This is a genomic window from Serratia sp. HMSC15F11, from assembly GCF_001808215.1.
Classification (GTDB): Bacteria; Pseudomonadota; Gammaproteobacteria; order Enterobacterales; family Enterobacteriaceae; genus Serratia; species Serratia nevei.
In genome coordinates, this window is record NZ_KV792508.1 from 50,537 (window position 1) to 70,896 (window position 20,360).

Here is a 20,360-nt window from a genome sequence, read left to right on the forward strand (position 1 = left end):
TAGTGATAGGGTTCGGCATGCCGAACCCCTTTTTGCTTGGTAACACAAGGAATTGTCATGGTCGAAGAAGAGCAGCAGCGCCCCGATCCCGATAGCCTGCTGGCGTTGGCCAATGAAAAACCGCGCGGCCGATTGAAGGTATTCTTCGGCGCCTGCGCCGGCGTCGGCAAAACCTACGCCATGCTGCAGGAAGCCCAGCGTTTGCGCGCTCAGGGGCTGGACGTGCTGGTCGGCGTGGTGGAAACCCACGGCCGCAGCGAGACCGCCGCCCTGCTCGACGGCCTGACGCTGCTGCCGCAAAAACGCATCCAGCATCGCGGCCGGCTGGTGCATGAATTCGATCTCGACGCCGCGCTGGCGCGCCACCCGGCGCTGGTTCTGATGGACGAACTGGCGCACAGCAACGCTCACGGTTCGCGCCACCCCAAACGCTGGCAGGATGTGGAAGAGCTGCTGGACGCCGGCATCGACGTGCTGACCACCGTCAACGTGCAGCATCTGGAAAGCCTGAACGACGTAGTGGGCGGCGTGACCGGCGTGCGGGTGCGTGAAACGGTGCCCGACCACGTGTTTGACGAGGCCAGCGAAGTGGTGCTGGTCGATCTGCCGCCGGACGATCTGCGCCGGCGGCTGCACGAAGGCAAAGTGTATATTCCCGGCCAGGCCGAGCGCGCCATCGAGCACTTCTTCCGCAAAGGCAACCTGATCGCCCTGCGCGAGCTGGCGCTGCGCCGCACCGCCGATCGGGTCGATGACCAGATGCGCGAGTTTCGCGACACCCAGGGGCGCGAGAAAGTGTGGCACACCCGCGACAGCATTCTGCTGTGCGTCGGCCACAACAGCGGCAACGAAAAGCTGGTGCGCATCGCCGCCCGGCTGGCGGCGCGGCTCGGCTGCCACTGGCATGCGGTCTATGTGGAAACCCCCAAGCTGCACCGGCTGCCGGAAAACCAGCGCCGCGCCATTCTGCGCGCGCTGCGGCTGGCGCAGGAACTGGGGGCAGAAACCGCCACCCTGGCCGATCCGTCCGAAGAGCGCGCGGTGCTGCGCTATGCCCGCGAGCATAACCTCGGCAAAATCATCATCGGCCGCCGCAGCGAGCAGCGCTGGAAGCTGCGCGGCAGCTTCGCCGATCGCCTCGGCCGGCTGGGCCCGGATCTCGATCTGGTGATCGTGGCGCTGGAGAGCGACACCGCACAACCGCCGCCGGGCAAGGAGCACGACGGCCGCAGCTTCAATGATAAATGGCGCATGCAGCTGCGCGGTTGCGTGGTCGCGGTGGCGCTGTGCGCGCTGATTACCCTGCTCTCGCAGTGGCTGCTACCGGGCTTCGATCAGGCCAACCTGGTGATGGTCTATCTGCTCGGCGTGGCGATCGTCGCGCTGTTCTTCGGCCGCTGGCCGTCGGTGCTGGCGGCGGTGATCAACGTCGCCAGTTTCGATCTGTTCTTCGTCCAGCCCGAATGGTCGTTCGCCGTCAGCGACATGCAGTACCTGTTGACCTTCGGTGTGATGCTCGCCGTCGGCATCATCATCGGCAACCTGACCGCCGGGGTGCGTTATCAGGCCCGGGTGGCGCGCTACCGCGAGCAGCGGGCGCGCCACCTGTACGAAATGTCGCGCGGGCTGAGCCGCGCGCTGACCGTGGCCGACATCGCCAACACCAGCCGCCACTTCCTCTCCAGCAGTTTCCAGGCGAAAACCGTGCTGCTGCTGCCGCAGGAAGACGGCCGCCTGCAACAGATGGTCGGCGAGGAAGGTGGGCTGCTGTCGGTAGACGAGGCCATCGCACGCTGGAGCTTCGACAAAGGCCTGCCGGCCGGCGCCGGCACCGACACCCTGCCCGGCGTGCCTTACCAGCTGCTGCCGCTCAATACCCCCAAGCAGACCTTCGGCCTGCTGGCGATCGAACCCAACAACCTGCGCCAGCTGATGGTGCCGGAACAGCAGCGGCTGCTGCAGACCTTCGCGGTGCTGATCGCCAGCGCGCTGGAGCGGCTGCACCTGGCGCGCAGCGCCGAAGAAGCCAAGCTGGACGCCGAGCGCGAACAGCTGCGCAACTCGCTGCTGGCGGCGCTGTCGCACGATCTGCGCACGCCGCTGACCGTGCTGTTCGGCCAGGCGGAAATCCTCACGCTGGACCTGGCGGCCGAAGGCTCCAATCACGCCACCCAGGCCAGCCAGATTCGCCAGCAGGTGCTGAGCACCACCCGGCTGGTGAACAACCTGCTGGATATGGCGCGCATCCAGTCCGGCGGTTTCAGCCTGCGCAAAGAGTGGCAGTCGCTGGAAGAGATCGTCGGCGCCTCGCTGCACATGCTGGAGCCGCTGCTCAGCCAGCATCCGATCGTGGTCGAACTGCCGCCGGAACAGATCCTGGTCAACTGCGACGGCAGCCTGCTGGAGAGGGTGTTCACCAACCTGTTGGAAAACGCCAATAAATACGCCGGTGCCGAGGCCACCATCGGCATTCGCGCCCGCACGCTGCCCGAGTGGCTGGAAGTCGAGGTCTGGGATAATGGCCCCGGCATCCCCGCCGATCAGCTGCAGCTGATTTTTGACAAGTTTTCACGCGGCAATAAAGAGTCGGCGATCCCCGGCGTCGGCTTGGGGTTAGCGATTTGCCGTGCCATTATTGAAGTGCATGATGGCCGCATCTGGGCGGAAAACGGCGCCAACGGCGGTGCCAGCTTCCGCTTCGTGCTGCCGCTGGAAAAACCGCCCGAGATCGACGGCGACGCCTTCGATCTGTAATCAGCGCAGGGGAAACGTGAGCATAACGCCAACCAACATTCTGATTGTTGAAGATGAAAAAGAGATCCGCCGCTTCGTGCGCACCGCGCTGGAGAGCGAAGGCCTGCGGGTATTTGAAAGTGAAACGCTGCAGCGCGGGTTGATTGAAGCCGGCACGCGCAAACCGGATCTGATCATTCTTGATTTGGGCTTGCCGGACGGCGACGGGCTGAGCTACATCCGCGATCTGCGGCAGTGGAGCGCCATTCCGGTGATCGTGCTGTCGGCGCGCAACGCCGAAGAGGACAAAATCGCCGCGCTGGACGCCGGCGCCGACGACTACCTCAGCAAGCCGTTCGGCATCGGCGAGCTGCTGGCGCGGGTGCGGGTCGCGCTGCGTCGCCACTCCGCCAGCCAACAGGAAAGCCCGCTGATAAGTTTTTCGGAAATCACCGTCGATCTGGTGAATCGCCGGGTGCTGCGCAACGACGAAGATCTGCATCTGACGCCGATCGAGTTTCGCCTGTTGGCGGAGCTGCTGGCCAACGCCGGCAAGGTGATCACCCAACGCCAGCTGTTGAGCCACGTCTGGGGGCCGAACTACGTGGAGCACAGCCACTATCTGCGCATCTACATGGGCCACCTGCGGCAGAAGCTCGAAGCCGATCCGGCCCGGCCCAAACACCTGCTGACCGAAACCGGCGTCGGCTATCGCTTCATGCCTTAACCCCGGCGGGCGCGGTTTGCCGCGCCTTTACGCCGCCGGCCCCTTCTTCAATCCGACCATAAATTCTTTAAACGCATCGCGCAGCGGGGCAAACACCGGGTGTTTGCGGTTTTCGATCATCACCTCGGAGAACAACTTCAAGCCTACGGCGAAGGCCGCGCTCTGCTCGGGGCCGAAGTTCAGATCGTCACGCGCCCGGATGCGCTCGACGATATCGAGAATATCGTCGTGGTTGGTCACTTCAAAACTCAGCGGCGCTTTCTCGACGGGATTACCCTGACGATCGCTCAGGGCTTCAACGGTAATAGTAAAACGGTGGCCGGGCATCAGTTCTTCTCCTGCTGCGTGGGTTGAATATGCATTTCGCTTTCGATCGCCGCCACGGCGGTCAGCAACGCGGCGTTGATGCGTTCCACCTGCTGCGGCGTGAGATCGGCGCGCATCACGTTGCCGCGCAGCAGGCTGCGCAGGCGGTTCATGGCGTCGTAGATGCCTTCCGCCAGATTGCCGTGCCGATGATGTTCGCGGCCGGCACCCGCCAGACGCGCCAGAATGACGTCAACCACCTGTTGATGCTTTTGCAGCTCGCCCTCACCCGCGGCGGTGAGGCGGTAGCTTTTGCGGCCGTTGCCGGTGGTGAGCGGCTCAAGGAAATCCTGTTCTTCCAGCAGCGTCAGCGTGGGGTAAATCACCCCTGGGCTCGGCACGTACAGGCCGGATGAAGCTTCCTCAATCGCCTTGATCAGCTCATAGCCGTGGCTGGGCTTGCGCGCCACCAGCGCCAGCAGCACCAGACGCAGATCGCCGTGCTCGAACAGACGGTGACGCCCGCCCCGGCCGCCGCGCCCACCCCGGCCGTGCTCTTCGCCTTCGCCGCCGAAATGATGACGTCCGCCGCGATGACGGCGGCCCTCGCCCGCTTCGCATTCATGGTGGTGATGATGACGGTGTAAACCTAATCGATGAAACATAGGGTGATACCTCGCTTTAACAGTGAACATCAATACGAGGTTGTTTAGATATATCTAAACAGCGTCGATAACGCTAATCTAGATCGATATATCTAAATGCGCAAGCGTGCGCCGATAAAAAGATATATCTAAATTGCAGGCATAAAAAAAGCGCTGTAAAAACAGCGCTTTTTATCAATCAAGAAAAGCGATTACTTGGCGGAAGCCAGCACTTCGCTGACGATCTCGACCGCTTCGTGCTCGATCTTCTCGCGGTGTTCCGCCCCGAGGAAACTCTCGCAGTAGATCTTGTAAGCCTCTTCGGTACCGGAAGGACGGGCCGCGAACCAGCCGTTGTCGGTCATCACTTTCAGGCCGCCAATCGACGCGCCGTTGCCCGGTGCTGCAGTCAGACGGGCGGTGATCGGGTCGCCCGCCAGGGTATTGGCCTTGACCATTTCCGGCGACAGCTTGGACAGCGCCGCTTTTTGCGCCGCAGTCGCCGGCGCCTGAATGCGGTTGTAGCTTGGCGCACCGAAGCGCTTGGCCAGATCGTCATAGTGATGCTGCGGGTTTTCACCGGTTACCGCGGTGATTTCAGCCGCCAGCAGGCACATGATGATACCGTCTTTGTCCGTCGACCACGGTTTGCCGTTGAAGCGCAGGAACGAGGCCCCGGCGCTCTCTTCGCCGCCGAAGCCCAGGCTGCCGTCGAACAGGCCGTCCACGAACCACTTGAAGCCGACCGGCACTTCCACCAGCTTGCGGCCCAGGTCGGCCACCACGCGGTCGATCATTGCGCTGGACACCAGCGTTTTACCTACCGCCACATCGGCGCCCCACTGTGGGCGATGCTGGAACAGGTAGTTGATGGCTACCGCCAGATAATGGTTCGGGTTCATCAGGCCCTTCGGCGTGACGATGCCATGGCGGTCGTAATCCGGATCGTTGGCAAACGCCAGATCGAATTTGTCGCGCAGCGCCAGCAGGCCGGCCATCGCCGACTCGGACGAACAGTCCATGCGGATGATGCCGTCGTGGTCCAGGTGCATAAAGCGGAAGGTCTGATCGATGGAATCGTTCACCAGCGTCAGATCCAGCTTGTAGTGCTCCGCCACGCGCTGCCAGTAGGCGATGCCGGAACCGCCAAGCGGATCCACGCCCAATTTCAGGCCGGCACGTTGGATAGCCGGCATGTCGACCACCTCAACCAGGCCTTCGACATAAGGCTGCACCAGGTCTTTGGCGTGCAGGTGGCCGCTGTTCCAGGCCTTGTCCAGCGACTGGCGCTGAACGCCTTTCAACTGTTGCGCCAACAGTTCGTTGGCGCGCTTTTCGATCACCGACGTCAGGTTGGTGTCGGCCGGGCCGCCGTTCGGCGGGTTGTACTTGATGCCGCCGTCTTCCGGTGGGTTATGGGACGGCGTAATGACGATGCCGTCGGCCTGCGCGCCGCCGCGGCGGTTGTGGCACAGAATGGCGTGCGATACCGCCGGCGTTGGCGTGAAGCCGTTGTTTTCCTGCACGATCACATCGACGCCGTTGGCGGTCAGCACTTCCAGCACGGAAATGAAGGCCGGCTCGGACAGCGCATGGGTATCTTTGCCCACGTAGCACGGGCCGGTGGTGCCCTGCTGATGACGAACTTCGGCGATCGCCTGAGCGATGGCGAGGATGTGCGCTTCGTTAAAGCTGTGGCGCTGCGCGCTGCCGCGGTGGCCGGAGGTGCCAAACTTCACCGCATGTGCGGGATTGCCGGCTTCCGGTTGCAGCACATAGTACTGCGACGTCAGCTGGGCTACGTTGATCAGATCGCTTTGGCGGGCGGGCTGCCCGGCACGTGGATTATTCGCCATCGACATATCTCCCTCATCCCTGTCGGTGACCGGGCAAATACGTCGCGCACGGCCATCATGACGGGCTGTTCGCTAAATTAGACGGTACCGCAAACTTTCTCGATCAGTTCCGCCGGGAACTTCATGGCCTGCATGATGTGTTCGATCATGCTGCGTTTGCGGCCGGTATTGGTATTGGTGATCACCCAGTAAGGGGTGCCCGGTACATGCTTTGGCTTGGTATGCGTGCCGTTGGCCAGCAGGGTCTGCTGATCGCCGGCGAAATAGGTGCGGGTACGGCCGGTCAACGCCTCGGTGGCGGCGGCGAAACCGGCGGCATCGAGGGTATACAGCGTGGACAGCACCAGCATGAAACGGTTGACCGCTTTGTTCTGCTCGGCATATTCATCCGACAACAGCAGCTCGCGCATGGCGCGCACGCGATCGCGCGGACGCTGCGCCGGCGCCGTTTTTTCCAGCTCGACGGACTGCGGCGCACTGGCGGCAGGCAACGCGCGCACCGGTTGCCCGGCGGTGAATTTCAACATGCGGCGTAAAATATCGGACGCGCTTTCACCGATGTGTTGCGTGTGGCTGGCAATATAACGGTAAAGCTCTTCGTCGACTTCAATAGTTTTCATCTTTATCCAATACTGTTTTTTCTACTTAGAACCTGAAGCCAGATCCTGCATTCAAGCCATGGGATTATAAGGTTAAAAGCGCTGGGGCGAACACAACAATGTGCCTCCGGACGGAAAATGCAGACTAATACCTATAGCCGGCACTGCCAAGCCCGCGCCGCGAAAATTCCGCATGATTCATCGTGCGATTCAATCATGATACCCTAATCTGAATCTCTCTCAGCATGAACTTCGCCATGAAATTACATTATCAACTGCTGGCCGCCGAGTCAGACGCGCTGCCGGTGCTGCTGATCCACGGGCTGTTCGGCAATCTGGACAACCTGGGCGTGCTGGCGCGCGATCTGCATAAACAGCACAGCGTGATCAAGGTCGATCTGCGCAACCACGGCCTCTCCCCGCGCGCCGACGACATGAACTACCCCGCCATGGCGCAGGATCTGCTGGCGCTACTCGACGAACTGCAGCTGGAGAAAGCGATCGTCATCGGCCATTCGATGGGCGGCAAAGCGGCGATGGCGCTGACCGCCATCGCGCCCGAACGCGTCGCCAGGCTGATCGTCATCGACGTCGCACCGGTGGATTACCAGACCCGCCGCCACGACGAGATCTTCGCCGCGCTGAAGGCCGTCAGCGCTGCCGGCATCACCCAGCGCCAGGCGGCCGCCCAGCTGATGCGCGACTACCTGCAGGAAGAAGGCGTGATCCAGTTCCTGCTGAAGTCCTTCCACAACGGCGAATGGCGCTTCAACCTGCCGGTGCTGATCGAACGCTACGAAGACATCACCGGCTGGCAGGATGTGCCGGCCTGGCCGCACCCGACCCTGTTCATTCGCGGCGGCCTGTCGCCGTACGTGCAGGACAGCTACCGTGCGGCCATCGCGCGCCAGTTCCCGCAGGCCCGCGCACACGTCGTCGCCGGCACCGGCCATTGGGTGCACGCCGAAAAACCGGAAGCGGTGCTGCGCGCCATCCACCGTTTCCTCGACGAAGCCTGAAAAACCCGCTCACCTGGCGAAAAAACGCGCTAAAGATAACGGCTTAGCGCGTTTAGCCCGCAGTTAGGCATTGTCGTCGCTCCATCTGCTGGGGTAATATGGCGCGCTATAATTTTGCCGCCGCGCCAGCGCGTTCGCGAACGCCGGTTCGGGGGTGAATTTGGGTTAGGGTTTATTGGCCCGAAGTGTGTTAACCGATGCCTCCGGAAGCGTGCGAGCGCTTTTTGATGCAAACTCCCTTGCAGTACCGCTACCTATGGCAAAAGAACAAACGGATCGCACGACGCTGGATCTGTTCGCAGATGAACGCCGTCCGGGGCGCCCGAAAACCAACCCGCTTTCCCGCGATGAACAGCTTAGAATCAATAAGCGCAATCAGTTACGGCGCGATAAAGTGCGTGGATTGCGGCGCGTAGAGCTGAAAATCAACGCGGATGCGGTGGACGCCCTGAACAAACTGGCGGAACAGCGCAACATCAGCCGCAGCGAACTCATCGAGCAGATGCTGTTGGCGCAACTGGCGGAAGAACAGCCGGAACATTGATCTCTTCGGCCGCACGCGCGGCGCGGCGTTAAGGACAACGCCGGATCGACCACGCTTTTCTTCATTTTCCGGCATCGCATAAATGCGATAAAACCCCGGCGCCACTTTCTGGCATGATACGCATTTACCGGTAAGAGACTGCGCCTGTCGGCGCCCGCCCCGGAGGCGAAAGGCTCTTGCCATGGCATCATTTTAATCGGCGTCAGCGGCGGCAGTGCCGGCGTCGAGTAATGCAATTACTTGAATTTAAAGGTTATACGCGATATGGCTACTGTAGGCATTTTCTTTGGCAGCGACACTGGCAATACCGAAAACATTGCCAAAATGATCCAGAAAATTCTCCAGAAACAGTTTGGCGACGACGTCTCTGAAGTGCATGACATCGCTAAAAGCAGCAAAGAAGACCTGGAAGGGTTCGATATCCTGCTGCTGGGTATCCCGACCTGGTACTACGGTGAAGCGCAGTGTGACTGGGATGATTTCTTCCCAACGCTGGAAGAAGTCGACTTCAACGGCAAACTGGTGGCGCTGTTCGGCTGCGGCGACCAGGAAGACTACGCGGAATACTTCTGTGACGCGATGGGCACCATTCGCGACATTATCGAACCGCGCGGCGCGGCCATCGTGGGCCACTGGCCGACCAAAGGCTACCACTTTGAGGCCTCCAAAGGCCTGGCGGACGACGATCATTTCATCGGTCTGGCGATCGACGAAGACCGTCAGCCGGAGCTGACCAACGAGCGCGTGGACGCCTGGGTCAAACAGATCGTCGAAGAGCTGAGCCTGGCCGATATCGTCGGCTAAGCCCCGGTACTGGCGAAAGGTTGAACAAAGGCCCTGTAAAGTGCATAGTGTGCCCACAGGGCCGTCATCGGCAGCATGGATTGCTGCGATAGAAGCTACAGATTTGTAACTTCCCACCCCGTCACGGTAGACTGAGATATCGGTTTATCCCATCCATCAAGGCGTTGCATGCAAAACATGCAATAGTGCAATTATATCTTTGTTAACAACCGGCGGTTTCCATTTAGTACAACCGGTTCTATAATGAGACGCATTAACTCTTTGTGCCGACCGATGCCACAGGCGAGTACGCCTCAACTTGATTAGCATAGTAACAGGACTGAATTCGCATGACCGACAACAACATCGCATTGAAGAAGGCCGGCTTAAAAGTCACGCTTCCGCGACTCAAAATCCTGGAAGTACTGCAAAATCCGGAATGCCATCACGTCAGTGCGGAAGATTTGTACAAAAAACTGATTGATATGGGCGAAGAGATCGGGCTGGCAACGGTTTATCGCGTACTGAACCAGTTTGACGATGCGGGCATTGTGACACGTCACAATTTCGAAGGCGGCAAGTCCGTGTTCGAGCTGACCCAACAGCATCACCACGATCACCTGATTTGCCTGGACTGCGGCAAAGTGATCGAATTCAGCGACGAATCCATCGAAGTGCGCCAGCGTGATATCGCCAAGCAGCACGGCATCAAGCTCACCAACCACAGCCTGTACCTGTACGGGCACTGTGAAACCGGTGACTGTCGCGAAGACGAAACGCTGCACGACAAGAAATAAGCCTGACCGGCTATGAAAAACCGCCTCACACCGAGGCGGTTTTTTTATGCCTACCGTGCAACGGGCAAAAAAATCCCCGGACAAGCCGGGGGAAAATCATGTCATGAAATATCACAATTGCAGCGGCACTGCTACTCCACGTACTACTCTCACTACAACGTCCGCCCTACGCCGACACGCGCGGGCGAACGTATTCCCCCTTCGTTATACGGCCGCCGCCAGGGCAGCAGGCCGTTGCACCGGGCTTAGACCTTCTCGGCGCGGCTGTAGCGCTTGCCGTCCGGGCTAACCGAACGCACCTGCACCTCACCGGACACCGCCGGCTTGGCCTTGGCGTCATAGCGCTGCCACTGCTTGCCGCCGTCGGTGGAGTACTCGATGCCCAATCCCGGCAGCGCGATATTCGCCTCCAGCTTGCCGCCCGCTACGCGTGCGCCCGGCACCGGCAGACGGTAAGCGACGCCGCCTTTGTCCAGCTTGGCCAGTTCACGCTGCACCAGGATATTGGCGAAGCGCAGCCAGTCTTTCTCCAGCGTCTTGGTATCGACAAAGTGGGTTTCCCCGCCTTTGTATTCGCGGCCGGCGCGATAGTCCTGCTCCCAACCGGCGCGGTGCCAGGCGCGTTCAGCCACCGACAGCGCGCGTGGGAAAATCATGTATTCCATCTGCGGATCGGTGCGCTGGGTTTCGCTCCACAGCTGAGCGGACAGCCCGTAGGCGCCCGGCCACGGCTTGTCGCTCTTGGCATTGAAGTGGTTGCCGTCGCGGTCGACCGAAGTTTCCGCGTTCTGCGGCATGTTATCCGGCGCGAAGCTGAACACCTTGCGCTCGTCGCTGAAGCGGGTGCCCCAGTAGTAACCGCGCTCGTCTGGGTTCACCTCGTAAGGGAAGTCCATGTAGACGTAGTCCGGGTTGGAAACCACCACTTCATACCCTTTATTAGCCCAGTCGTTGACGCTATCGAAACCGCCCCAGTACAGGGTATCCCAGAAGTTGACGCCCACGCGCGAGGTGGCGAACGCCTTCGCGTTCTCGGCGTCTTTCAGGCCGTCTTGCCAGGCCTGCATTCTGTCGATGCCGTGCGCCTTCACCAGCTTGCTGACCTCTTGGCCGAAGTAGCTCGGCAGATGCTCCATGTCGGCCACCTTGCCTTCTTTGATCATCGTCTGGCACACCTGCGACTTGGCCCACGGCTTGTCTTCGTTGCTCTGATCGATGATGCCTTTGCCCGGCTCCGGTTTCGCCTTATCGGTGTAGCCGGCGCCCAGGCGGATGTTTTTCGCTTCGTCGCCGCCAAAGTGCCAGGTCTTAATCGGCTGACCGGCTTCTTTATGCATCTGGGCAATCTCGCCAATCACCTTATCGACAAAGCGTTGGGAAGAATCCAGGCATGGGTTCAGGTAGCTCTGACGGTTAAAGAACTGCACGGAGGTGGTATTGGAGGTATCGGTCGGATCCACCAGGCGGAATTCGTTGGCCTCCTGCTCTTTCCCGGCGGCATGCAGCTTTTTATAGCGCGCTTCCATCGAGACCACCGCGGCGCGGGCGTGTGCCGGCATGTCGATCTCCGGGATCACCTCAATCTGGCGCGCCTGGGCGTATTTGATGATGTCGATATAGTCCTGACGACTGAAGAAGCCGCCGTAGGCGTCCGGCCCCTGGCCATACTGCGGCAGCAGGCAGGTGGTTTCGCTCAGATCATGGCAGCGCTGGCCGCCGACCTCCGTCAGCTCAGGCAAACCGGGGATCTCGATGCGCCAGCCTTCGTCATCGCTCAGGTGGAAGTGGAATTTGTTGAGCTTGTAGGCCGCCATCTGATCCAGCAGGCGCAGCACCGCGTCCTTCTTATGGAAATTGCGCGCCACGTCGAGGAAAATGCCGCGATACTGGAAGCGCGGCGCATCGCTGGCGTCGAGCGTGGCAATCTTGCCGCTGCCGTCGCTCGGCACTAACGACAGGATCGACTGCAGCCCGTAGAACACCCCGGCCTGATCGAAGCCGATCACCCGCGCCTCTTTCTTGCCGATTTTCAGCTCATAGGCGCCCGGCACCGCCATCGCGCCTTTAAACTTGCCCGGCTGGATGTCGGTCTTGATCGGATAGCCGTTGGCCTGAACCGGCACGCCCAGCAGCGCGAAGCGCTGGTTGACGACCTCCGCCGCCGGCTTGACCAGCGTGCTCAGATCCGGCGCTACCCCTTTGCGCAAATCAACGTCCTGCGCGTGAACCTTCACCTGCATCGGCGTCGGCACGATCTGGCCGCGCAGCGCGCCGGCAGGCAGCGTCTGCAGATCGGCATTGCTGACAAAGCGCGAAGCCGGCGTCATCAGAATGTTTTTGTCGTCCTTGGTGCGCTTCCACTGGTCGCCGGTGAACGGCGCCACAAACTGGTCCAGGTTTTCGGTGTCGGTATTCGCCAACATTTTCGGCTTGGCGTCGCCGGACGTGGCATACCAGCGCGGCAGGAAGTCGTTTCTGAACAGCTGCCAATATTCGGCGACCACCGGGATTTCCACCGCCTTACCGGCCGGGAAGCCGCTGAATTTGGCGGTCGGCTCCAGCTTGTACAGATCGCCGGTGAGGTGAGCAATCTTGAACTGGTCGTTGTCTACCCGCAGGGTCTGGCGCGGACTGTGGAAATAGATGACCCAGTCTTTGCCGTCGATCGCCTGGCCGTCGTTGCTGAGGGTGAACAACACCCGGTTGCAAGAGGCCCAATCGGCGCCCAGCGCCGCGCAATCCACGCCGTTTTCGCCGGCGCGGTTATCCAGCATTTTTACGTTCAGCTTCAGCTGGCTCAGCTGATCCACCAGCTGTTGATCGGCCATGGCGTTTCCCATGCCGCCCAGGAACCCCATCGTTGCCGTCAACGCGGCTAATGCGCTCAGTTTGAATGCGTTCATGTTCTTGTCCTTCTTAATTATTGTTATCGCGAATTTCTTGCCACAGCTTGCCGCACTTGGCGTCGTAAGCCTGACCGTTACCGCTGTGCACCGCCATAATGCAGTTCTGATAATCCATCACCCGCACCGTTTCCTGCGCGGCGAACTGCCGGTGCTGCTTCTCTTGTTTCAGCACGTTCAGCACCGCCTTGCAGGGCTGCAGACGCTCCGGCGAACCTTCGGCGGTGTTGATGCAGGCGCTGTAAGCCTGCTTCAATTTGGCGTCTTCCGGCGGCGCGGCGGGTTGCGCACAGGCGCTCAAGGCCGCGGCGGCCGCCAACATCAGCATGATTTTTTTCATCGTTGAATTCCCTTAACTGCCCCCGGCGGCGAGGCCGGGGAACACATCAGAAGATGGTGAATGGCGCGATGACCATGAACTTGACGTCTTTCTCGTCCTGGAAGATGTTGCCGTAACCGCCGCCCCAGCTCGGGATGTTGGTGTGGTTGTCATACTGGGTGTAGTGCAGCTTGATCAGGGTGCCCTTGGCGCGCCCTTCCTGGATGGTATACATCGCGTCCAGACTCCAGGCGCTCTCTTTCAGGCGCTGGCTCTGATCGTAGATCGGGTTGGTGCTCGGCTTGGCGTCCCAGGCGTAAACGTAGGAGCCGCCGACCGCCATGCCCGGCAGGTTCCAGTTGCTGAGGTCATACATCACGCCGGCGTACACCGCTTTCTCGCCGTTGGCGTTAAAGTCGGAGCGGTTATCCCACCACACGTCCAGACGACCGTTGGACGAGGCGTAGGTCGGGGTCATGCGCTGCAGGAAGAAGCCCTGGTTGCCTTCCGCCTTGACCATGGTGCCTTCCAGACGCCAGTTGAATTGGCCGGTGGTGTAACCGAAGGTCAGCGCCTGCAGCCAGGCCAGGCCGTCGTAGATGCTGTTCGGATCGTTCTTGTCGCTGATGCGGTCTTCCGCACCGTAGAACTGGTAACTGGTGGTCAGCGGGTTGCCGAGCACATCGAATTTGTAAGACGCCTTGGTGAAGTATTGATTCACATAACCCTGCGCCTGGCCGAAGGCGGCTTCCAGCACCAGATCGTTTTTGAAATCGTACTTGGCGCCCAGCGAGTGCAGGTAGGAGACGCGCGTTTTCTTATCGTTCTGGCGGAAGTCGTCCATCTCGATATGCCACGGCGCCTTGTATTTGTCGGTCCACATGTAGGAGAAGCTCAACGCGCCGGCGTCGCCGTAGTCGAACTTGGCGCCGGCTTCGGCCCCCTGATAGGTGCCCGGCATAAAGCTCCAGTGCGGCGCCAGCAGGGTTTGGCCGCTCGGCTGAATATAGCCGGCGCGCGCCCAGACCGGGCCGTATTTGAATTTGGCGGCGGCTTTGTACAGGCTCACGCCGCCTTTGTCACCGGAATAGTCTTCGTCGTAGGTACGGTTTTTCGAGGAGAACGCGATCTCGTTCGGGTGGCCGCTGGCGCTGGATTCTGCCAGCTCGATGGCGGTAAAGGCACCGACGTCCAGACCAAACATGTCCCAGGCGTAGCCCGAAGCGAAATCCAGGCTCAGGTTGGCGGTGGAGTGCGACAGGTTGGTGGTGTATTGGTTGTAATCCTTGCTGTCCGGATTGAGATCTTTACGGTCGCGCTCACGTTGCCAGTAATAAATGCCGCCGGTCAGCGTGGAATCATCGATAAACCCTGCGGCTTTCGCCTCAGGCGCCATGGCAAACCCTGTTCCCAACAGCGCGCCCGCGACTGCGAGCGCCAGCGTTTTACGCTGAGCACCGTGCGTACCCATATTGAAATTCCTCTTTGACTTAACTTAAAAGTTGCAGCCGCCTGTGTTCACCACTGCCCTGCACGACTGCCAATAAAAAACCCGAACGGGTAAAAAATATTGCCGACGAGATGTTATTCCCACAGCACTAATTGCTACAGACAGACTATTTTTCGCGACGCGAATTATCAAACAAAAAATGCGGGGGATTTGTCAAAGTATGACAAGGAGCACATATCAGTGAGAATTTGTTACGCTGGCGATCATAGAGGCTGTCGAATAAAAAATTCAATTAAATCAGAATAAATTGAGATACCAGGTCAACCAGAGACGATTAATGGTTTCAGCCTGACCAAATTCGTCAGTCAGACGATAAAAATTGAGAGCGCTCTCCAAATGAAATTAATTCGCATCACGAATATATAAGAAAAAATGAAGACTAATAGAGCCAATATAAGAGAACTAATGGGTTAATGCGTCGCCATTAATTAAACGCATCCCGGATAAAATGAGAGAGAAATAGAGCGTGAGCTGAGCGCAGGCATAAAAAAGCGCGGCTTAAAGCCGCGCTGATTCATTAATTTTCGAGGCGAATAAGATTAGCCTTCGATTTTCGCCCAGGTGTCACGCAGGCCGACGGTGCGGTTAAACACCAGATGCTCGGCCGACGAGTGACGGTTGTCGGCGCAGAAGTAACCTTCACGCTCGAACTGATAGGCTTTCTCCGGCTGTGCAGCCGCCAGGCTCGGCTCGACGAAGCCGTGCTTGATGACCAGCGATTCCGGGTTGATGGTGGAGAGGAAATCCTCCGCCGCGCCCGGATTAGGCACGCTGAACAGGCGATCGTACAGGCGAATTTCCGCCGGCAGCGCGTGCGCCGCAGACACCCAGTGGATCACGCCCTTCACCTTGCGGCCGTCGGCAGGATCTTTGCTCAGCGTTTCCGCATCGTAGCTGCAGAAGATGGTGGCGATCTCGCCCGCTTCGTCCTTCTCGACGCGCTCGGCCTTGATCACGTACGCATTGCGCAGACGCACTTCCTTGCCCAGCACCAGGCGCTTGTACTGCTTGTTGGCTTCTTCGCGGAAGTCGGCGCGATCGATATAGATCTCGCGGCTGAACGGCACATCGCGGCTGCCCATTTCCGGTTTGTTCGGGTGGTTAGGCATGGTGACCATTTCCACCGCATCGCCCATGTTCTCGATGACGATTTTCACCGGATCCAGCACCGCCATGGCGCGCGGCGCGTTCTCGTTCAGATCGTCGCGGATGCAGGATTCCAGCGCCACCATCTCGACGTTGTTGTCTTGCTTGGTCACGCCGATGCGCAGGCAGAACTCGCGAATCGAGGCGGCGGTATAACCGCGACGGCGCAGACCGGAGACGGTCGGCATACGGGGATCGTCCCAGCCCTCGACGATCTTCTCGGCCACCAGCTGGTGCAGCTTGCGCTTCGACATGATGGCGTATTCGAGGTTGAGACGCGAAAACTCGTACTGACGCGGGTGGCAAGGAATGGTGATGTTATCCAGCACCCAGTCATACAGACGGCGGTTATCCTGGAATTCCAGGGTGCACAGCGAATGGGTGATCCCTTCCAGCGCATCGGAAATGCAGTGGGTGAAATCGTACATCGGATAGATGCACCATTTGTTACCGGTCTGGTGGTGTTCGGCGAACTTGATGCGGTACAGCACCGGATCGCGCATCACGATAAACGGCGAAGCCATATCGATCTTGGCGCGCAGGCAGGCGGCGCCTTCGGCGAACTCGCCGTTGCGCATCTTCTCGAACAGCGCCAGGTTCTCTTCCACGCTGCGGCCGCGGTACGGGCTGTCTTTACCGGGCGCGGTCAGGGTGCCGCGATATTCACGGATCTGCTCCGGCGACAGCTCATCGACGTAGGCCAGGCCCTTGGTGATCAGCTCAACCGCATACTGGTGCAGCTGATCGAAATAGTCTGAGGAGTAACGAACGTTGCCGCTCCACTCAAAGCCCAGCCACTCCACGTCGTGCTTGATTGACTCCACGAACTCGATGTCTTCTTTCACCGGGTTGGTGTCATCGAAACGCAGGTTGCACTGGCCCTGATAGTCCTTGGCGATGCCGAAGTTCAGGCAGATGGACTTGGCGTGGCCAATATGCAGATAGCCGTTAGGCTCCGGTGGGAAGCGGGTATGTACCGACGTGTGTTTCCCCGACGCCAGATCTTCATCGACGATCTGACGGATAAAATTGGTTGGGCGGGCTTCAGCCTCACTCATTTCACTGTTCCTCAATGCAAAGCGCTACACATAACCGCCTATGATCCAACAAGCCACGTCTGGAAACAACCGTTTGTTTCACGAAAAATGCGGCGCGTTGCACCGTCGGCGCGCAGCGCACCGCCGTGGGGCGAAACGGAATAAAAAAAGCGGGAAGAGATCGCTCTCTTCCCGCCAAGTCGGGGCAAACTCCGCCATGATGCGTGGCCGGCCCCCGGTACTACTCAGGTAAAAACGGCCTTACTTTTGGATCTCGTACAGCTTGGTCTGACCGGCGACGACAGAGCCGCTGGCCAGCGCCGCCAGGCCGGCGTAGTCGTCAGAGTTGCTGACCACCACCGGGCTTATCATCGAACGCGCGTTAGCGTTCAGATAATCCAGATCCAGTTCCAGAATCGGTTGACCGGCTTTCACTTCCGCGCCCTCTTCCACCAGGCGTTTGAAGCCCTGGCCTTCCAGCGCGACGGTGTCGATCCCCATGTGCACCACGATCTCGGCGCCCTTGTCGGTTTCCAGGCAGAACGCGTGGTTGGTATTGAAGATTTTCACCACGGTGCCGTCCGCCGGCGCCACGACGATGTTGTCGGTCGGGCGAATCGCCAGGCCGTCACCTACCGCCTTGCTGGCGAAAGCTTCGTCCGGCACCTGATCGAGCGCCACGACTTCACCGGTCACCGGCGCCACCAGCGTTTCAAGCGCGGTTTTCGGTGCGTTCGGTACCGCCTGCGATTTGGCTTCCGCCGCAGGAGCCGCCGCCGGGGCCGCCGCTGCCGCTACCGGGCCGGCGGCAATCACATTGCGCATTGCGCTGGCGATAAGTTCAGCACGGGTGCCGACGATCACTTGCACGCTCTGCTTGTTCAGGCGGATAACGCCGGATGCGCCGAGGCGTTTCGCCAATGCGTCGTTCACCAGCGCAGAATCTTTCACGTTCAAACGCAAGCGGGTAATGCAGGCGTCGATGCCGGTCAGGTTGTCGGAACCGCCAATCGCGCCGACGTAGCGACGGGCCAGCGTGGTAGTTTCGTTCTCGTCTTTACCGGCGTTGCTGTTGACGTTGACGTCATAACCGTCGGTTTCGTCACCGGCAACCGCCAGCTCGCGGCCCGGGGTCATCAGGTTGAATTTATTGATGGTGAAGCGGAACACCACATAGTAGATAACGAAGAACACCAGACCTTGCGGGATCAGCATGTACCAGTGGGTCGCCAACGGGTTGCGCGACGACAGCACCATATCCACCAAACCGGCGCTGAAGCCGAAACCGGCAATCCAGTGCATGCTGGCGGCGATGAAGACGGAAATCCCGGTCAAGATCGCGTGAAGCACATACAGCACCGGCGCCACAAACATGAAGGAGAATTCCAGCGGTTCGGTGATGCCGGTAAAGAAGGCAGCGAATGCCCCCGCCATCATGATCCCCAGCACTTTCGCCTTATTCTCAGGGCGCGCGCAGTGATAGATAGCCAGCGCTGCGCCCGGCAGACCAAACATCATGATCGGGAAGAAGCCCGCCTGATAACGGCCGGTGATGCCGACGACCGCTTTACCGGCTTCGATCGACTGCTGGCCGCCGAGGAAGTTAGGGATATCGTTGATGCCGGCCACGTCGAACCAGAACACCGAGTTCAGTGCGTGGTGCAGGCCGACCGGGATCAGCAGACGGTTGAAGAAGGCATAGATGCCCGCGCCGACGGAGCCCAATTTCTGGATGTGTTCGCCGAAGCTCACCAGAGCGCCGAACACCACTGGCCAGACGAACATCAGGATGTAAGCAACCAGGATCATCAGGAAGGAAATGAGGATCGGCACCAGGCGGCGGCCGCTGAAGAACGACAGCGCCTTAGGCAGCTCGACGCCGCTGAAGCGGTTATACACTTCGGCGGAGATGATCCCCACCAGAATACCGACGAACTGGTTTTCAATTTTGCCGAACGCGGCAGGCACCTGATCGAGGGGGATCTTCTGAATCATCGACACGGCGGCCGGTGAACAGAGGGTGGTCAGCACCAGGAAACCGACGAAGCCGGTCAGTGCGGCAGAGCCGTCCTTGTCTTTGGACATGCCGTAGGCCACACCGATGGCGAACAGCACGGCCATATGATCGATAATGGCTGAACCGGATTTGATAAATAATGCGGCAAGCGCGTTGTCGCCGCCCCAACCAACAGGGTCAATCCAGTACCCGACGCCCATCAAGATGGCGGCGGCAGGCAGCGTGGCCACCGGCACCATCAGCGCCCGTCCCACCTTTTGCAAATAACTAAGAATGTTCACCTTTTCCCCCTATGTTGTCCGCGGACGGACCCTATTAGTAGTTTATTTGGATCTCTCACTACCTTTTTAGAAACAATGCTTGGCACGTATCACTCATGCCGAGTGTAAAAAATTTATTTTGTATCGCAAATTAAAACCTCCCTTTTTGTGATAAATATCACCAAAAAGTAGTCTTTACCTCCCAGATTGCTGGCCATCACACAAAACTTATTTTATCATTCAAAAAATCAACCGGACGGACGATTCACGCGAGAATCATAAAGCTGGGTTACGCTTACGACTCCCGCAGGCCCGTACAGTATAGCTTTAGTTTACTTATCCCAAGAGGTGTTAGATGAGACTTATCCCACTGAAAGATACCGCACAAGTCGGCAAATGGGCCGCGCGTCATATCGTTCAACGCATCAACGCATTCAAGCCAACCGCAGAGCGCCCGTTTGTCCTCGGCCTGCCCACCGGCGGTACGCCGCTGGAAGCCTACAAACATCTGATTGCGATGCACAAAGCAGGTGAAGTAAGCTTTAAGCATGTTGTGACTTTCAACATGGACGAGTACGTTGGCCTGCCGCAGGAACACCCGGAAAGCTACCACACCTTCATGTACCGCAACTTCTTTGACCACGTTGATATCCCTCGTGAAAATATCAACCTGCTGAACGGCAACGCCGCGGATGTCAACGCCGAGTGCCGCCAGTACGAAGAGAAGATCAAGTCTTACGGCAAAATTAACCTGTTCATGGGGGGCGTGGGCATAGACGGCCATATCGCGTTCAACGAGCCGGCTTCGTCTCTGGGTTCGCGCACCCGCATCAAAACGCTGACCGAAGACACCCGCATCGCCAACTCGCGCTTCTTCGGCGGCGATGTCAGCCTGGTGCCGAAATATGCGCTGACCGTCGGCGTGGGCACGCTGCTGGACGCGGAAGAAGTGATGATCCTGGTGACCGGCCACGCCAAGGCGCAGGCGCTGGAAGCCGCGGTGGAAGGCAACATCAACCACATGTGGACCATCAGCTGCCTGCAGCTGCACGCCAAAGCGGTCGTGGTGTGCGACGAGCCGGCTACTATGGAGCTGAAAGTCAAAACCGTCAAATATTTCCGTGAGTTAGAAGCGGAAAGCGTAAAAAGTCTTTAATCTT

The 20,360-nt window shown here is 59.4% G+C and carries 16 protein-coding genes; 7 read left to right on the forward strand and 9 right to left on the reverse strand.

All coding sequences use genetic code 11. From position 1 onward, the window contains the following. The first annotated feature begins 57 nt into the window (after positions 1-57). Together kdpD and kdpE are read left to right on the forward strand one after the other, a co-directional pair. Positions 58-2,754, forward strand: a complete 2,697-nt coding sequence (kdpD, locus tag HMPREF3138_RS23050; RefSeq protein WP_038877508.1) for a two-component system sensor histidine kinase KdpD — start codon at positions 58-60, stop codon at positions 2,752-2,754. Between the two features lie 16 nt (positions 2,755-2,770). Further along, positions 2,771-3,460 carry a two-component system response regulator KdpE gene (gene kdpE, locus HMPREF3138_RS23055; protein WP_038877506.1) on the forward strand — a complete coding sequence of 230 codons (690 nt, stop codon included), beginning with the start codon at positions 2,771-2,773 and terminating at the stop codon, positions 3,458-3,460. A gap of 27 nt (positions 3,461-3,487) precedes the next feature. Here kdpE and HMPREF3138_RS23060 read toward each other — a convergent pair whose 3' ends face one another. From HMPREF3138_RS23060 to seqA, 4 genes are all read right to left on the reverse strand, one after another. Beyond that, entirely contained in the window at positions 3,488-3,787 is a 300-nt protein-coding gene (locus tag HMPREF3138_RS23060) for a DUF3861 domain-containing protein (RefSeq protein ID WP_038877504.1), read from the reverse strand. Then, a complete protein-coding gene (locus tag HMPREF3138_RS23065) occupies positions 3,787-4,431 on the reverse strand; it encodes a PadR family transcriptional regulator (RefSeq protein ID WP_038877502.1) in 645 nt (214 codons plus the stop codon). Before HMPREF3138_RS23065 ends, HMPREF3138_RS23060 begins: the two co-directional genes overlap by 1 nt. 191 nt (positions 4,432-4,622) lie before the next feature. Then, positions 4,623-6,266 (reverse strand): phosphoglucomutase (alpha-D-glucose-1,6-bisphosphate-dependent), encoded by a 1,644-nt coding sequence (gene pgm / locus HMPREF3138_RS23070; RefSeq protein WP_038877565.1) that lies wholly within the window; start codon positions 6,264-6,266, stop codon positions 4,623-4,625. 77 nt (positions 6,267-6,343) lie between these two features. Next, positions 6,344-6,886 carry a replication initiation negative regulator SeqA gene (gene seqA / locus HMPREF3138_RS23075; protein WP_038877499.1) on the reverse strand — a complete coding sequence of 181 codons (543 nt, stop codon included), beginning with the start codon at positions 6,884-6,886 and terminating at the stop codon, positions 6,344-6,346. Positions 6,887-7,110: 224 nt separating this feature from the next. On the opposite strand from seqA, the gene ybfF reads away from it, so the two are divergent. The 4 genes from ybfF to fur all read left to right on the forward strand — a co-directional run bounded on the left by ybfF (position 7,111) and on the right by fur (position 10,008). Continuing rightward, a complete protein-coding gene (gene ybfF / locus HMPREF3138_RS23080) occupies positions 7,111-7,884 on the forward strand; it encodes an esterase (RefSeq protein ID WP_080213354.1) in 774 nt (257 codons plus the stop codon). Between the two features lie 256 nt (positions 7,885-8,140). After that, positions 8,141-8,428, forward strand: a complete 288-nt coding sequence (gene ybfE, locus HMPREF3138_RS23085) for a LexA regulated protein (RefSeq protein WP_004939936.1) — start codon at positions 8,141-8,143, stop codon at positions 8,426-8,428. A gap of 264 nt (positions 8,429-8,692) precedes the next feature. After that, positions 8,693-9,232 (forward strand): flavodoxin FldA, encoded by a 540-nt coding sequence (fldA, locus tag HMPREF3138_RS23090; protein ID WP_025301862.1) that lies wholly within the window; start codon positions 8,693-8,695, stop codon positions 9,230-9,232. Between the two features lie 329 nt (positions 9,233-9,561). Next, complete coding sequence (gene fur / locus HMPREF3138_RS23095) at positions 9,562-10,008, forward strand: ferric iron uptake transcriptional regulator (protein ID WP_019454058.1); 447 nt, start codon at positions 9,562-9,564, stop codon at positions 10,006-10,008. Between the two features lie 245 nt (positions 10,009-10,253). On the opposite strand, the gene HMPREF3138_RS23100 is transcribed toward fur, so the two are convergent. The 5 genes from HMPREF3138_RS23100 to nagE all read right to left on the reverse strand — a co-directional run bounded on the left by HMPREF3138_RS23100 (position 10,254) and on the right by nagE (position 19,221). Further along, on the reverse strand, positions 10,254-12,911 hold the full coding sequence (locus HMPREF3138_RS23100) for a beta-N-acetylhexosaminidase (protein ID WP_038877496.1): 2,658 nt from the start codon (positions 12,909-12,911) through the stop codon (positions 10,254-10,256). Positions 12,912-12,924: 13 nt separating this feature from the next. Continuing rightward, positions 12,925-13,251, reverse strand: coding sequence for a ChiQ/YbfN family lipoprotein (gene chiQ, locus HMPREF3138_RS23105; protein WP_038877493.1), 327 nt, complete (start codon positions 13,249-13,251; stop codon positions 12,925-12,927). 46 nt (positions 13,252-13,297) lie between these two features. After that, positions 13,298-14,701 carry a chitoporin ChiP gene (locus HMPREF3138_RS23110; RefSeq protein WP_038877490.1) on the reverse strand — a complete coding sequence of 468 codons (1,404 nt, stop codon included), beginning with the start codon at positions 14,699-14,701 and terminating at the stop codon, positions 13,298-13,300. Positions 14,702-15,279: 578 nt separating this feature from the next. Beyond that, a complete protein-coding gene (gene glnS / locus HMPREF3138_RS23115) occupies positions 15,280-16,944 on the reverse strand; it encodes a glutamine--tRNA ligase (RefSeq protein WP_038877487.1) in 1,665 nt (554 codons plus the stop codon). 240 nt (positions 16,945-17,184) lie between these two features. Continuing rightward, the gene (gene nagE, locus HMPREF3138_RS23120; RefSeq protein WP_038877485.1) at positions 17,185-19,221 is read right to left on the reverse strand and encodes an N-acetylglucosamine-specific PTS transporter subunit IIBC; all 2,037 of its coding nucleotides are present in this window, start codon (positions 19,219-19,221) and stop codon (positions 17,185-17,187) included. Positions 19,222-19,555: 334 nt separating this feature from the next. Between nagE and nagB the strand changes: the two genes are divergently transcribed. Continuing rightward, complete coding sequence (gene nagB, locus HMPREF3138_RS23125; protein WP_038877482.1) at positions 19,556-20,356, forward strand: glucosamine-6-phosphate deaminase; 801 nt, start codon at positions 19,556-19,558, stop codon at positions 20,354-20,356. Positions 20,357-20,360: the final 4 nt, after the last annotated feature.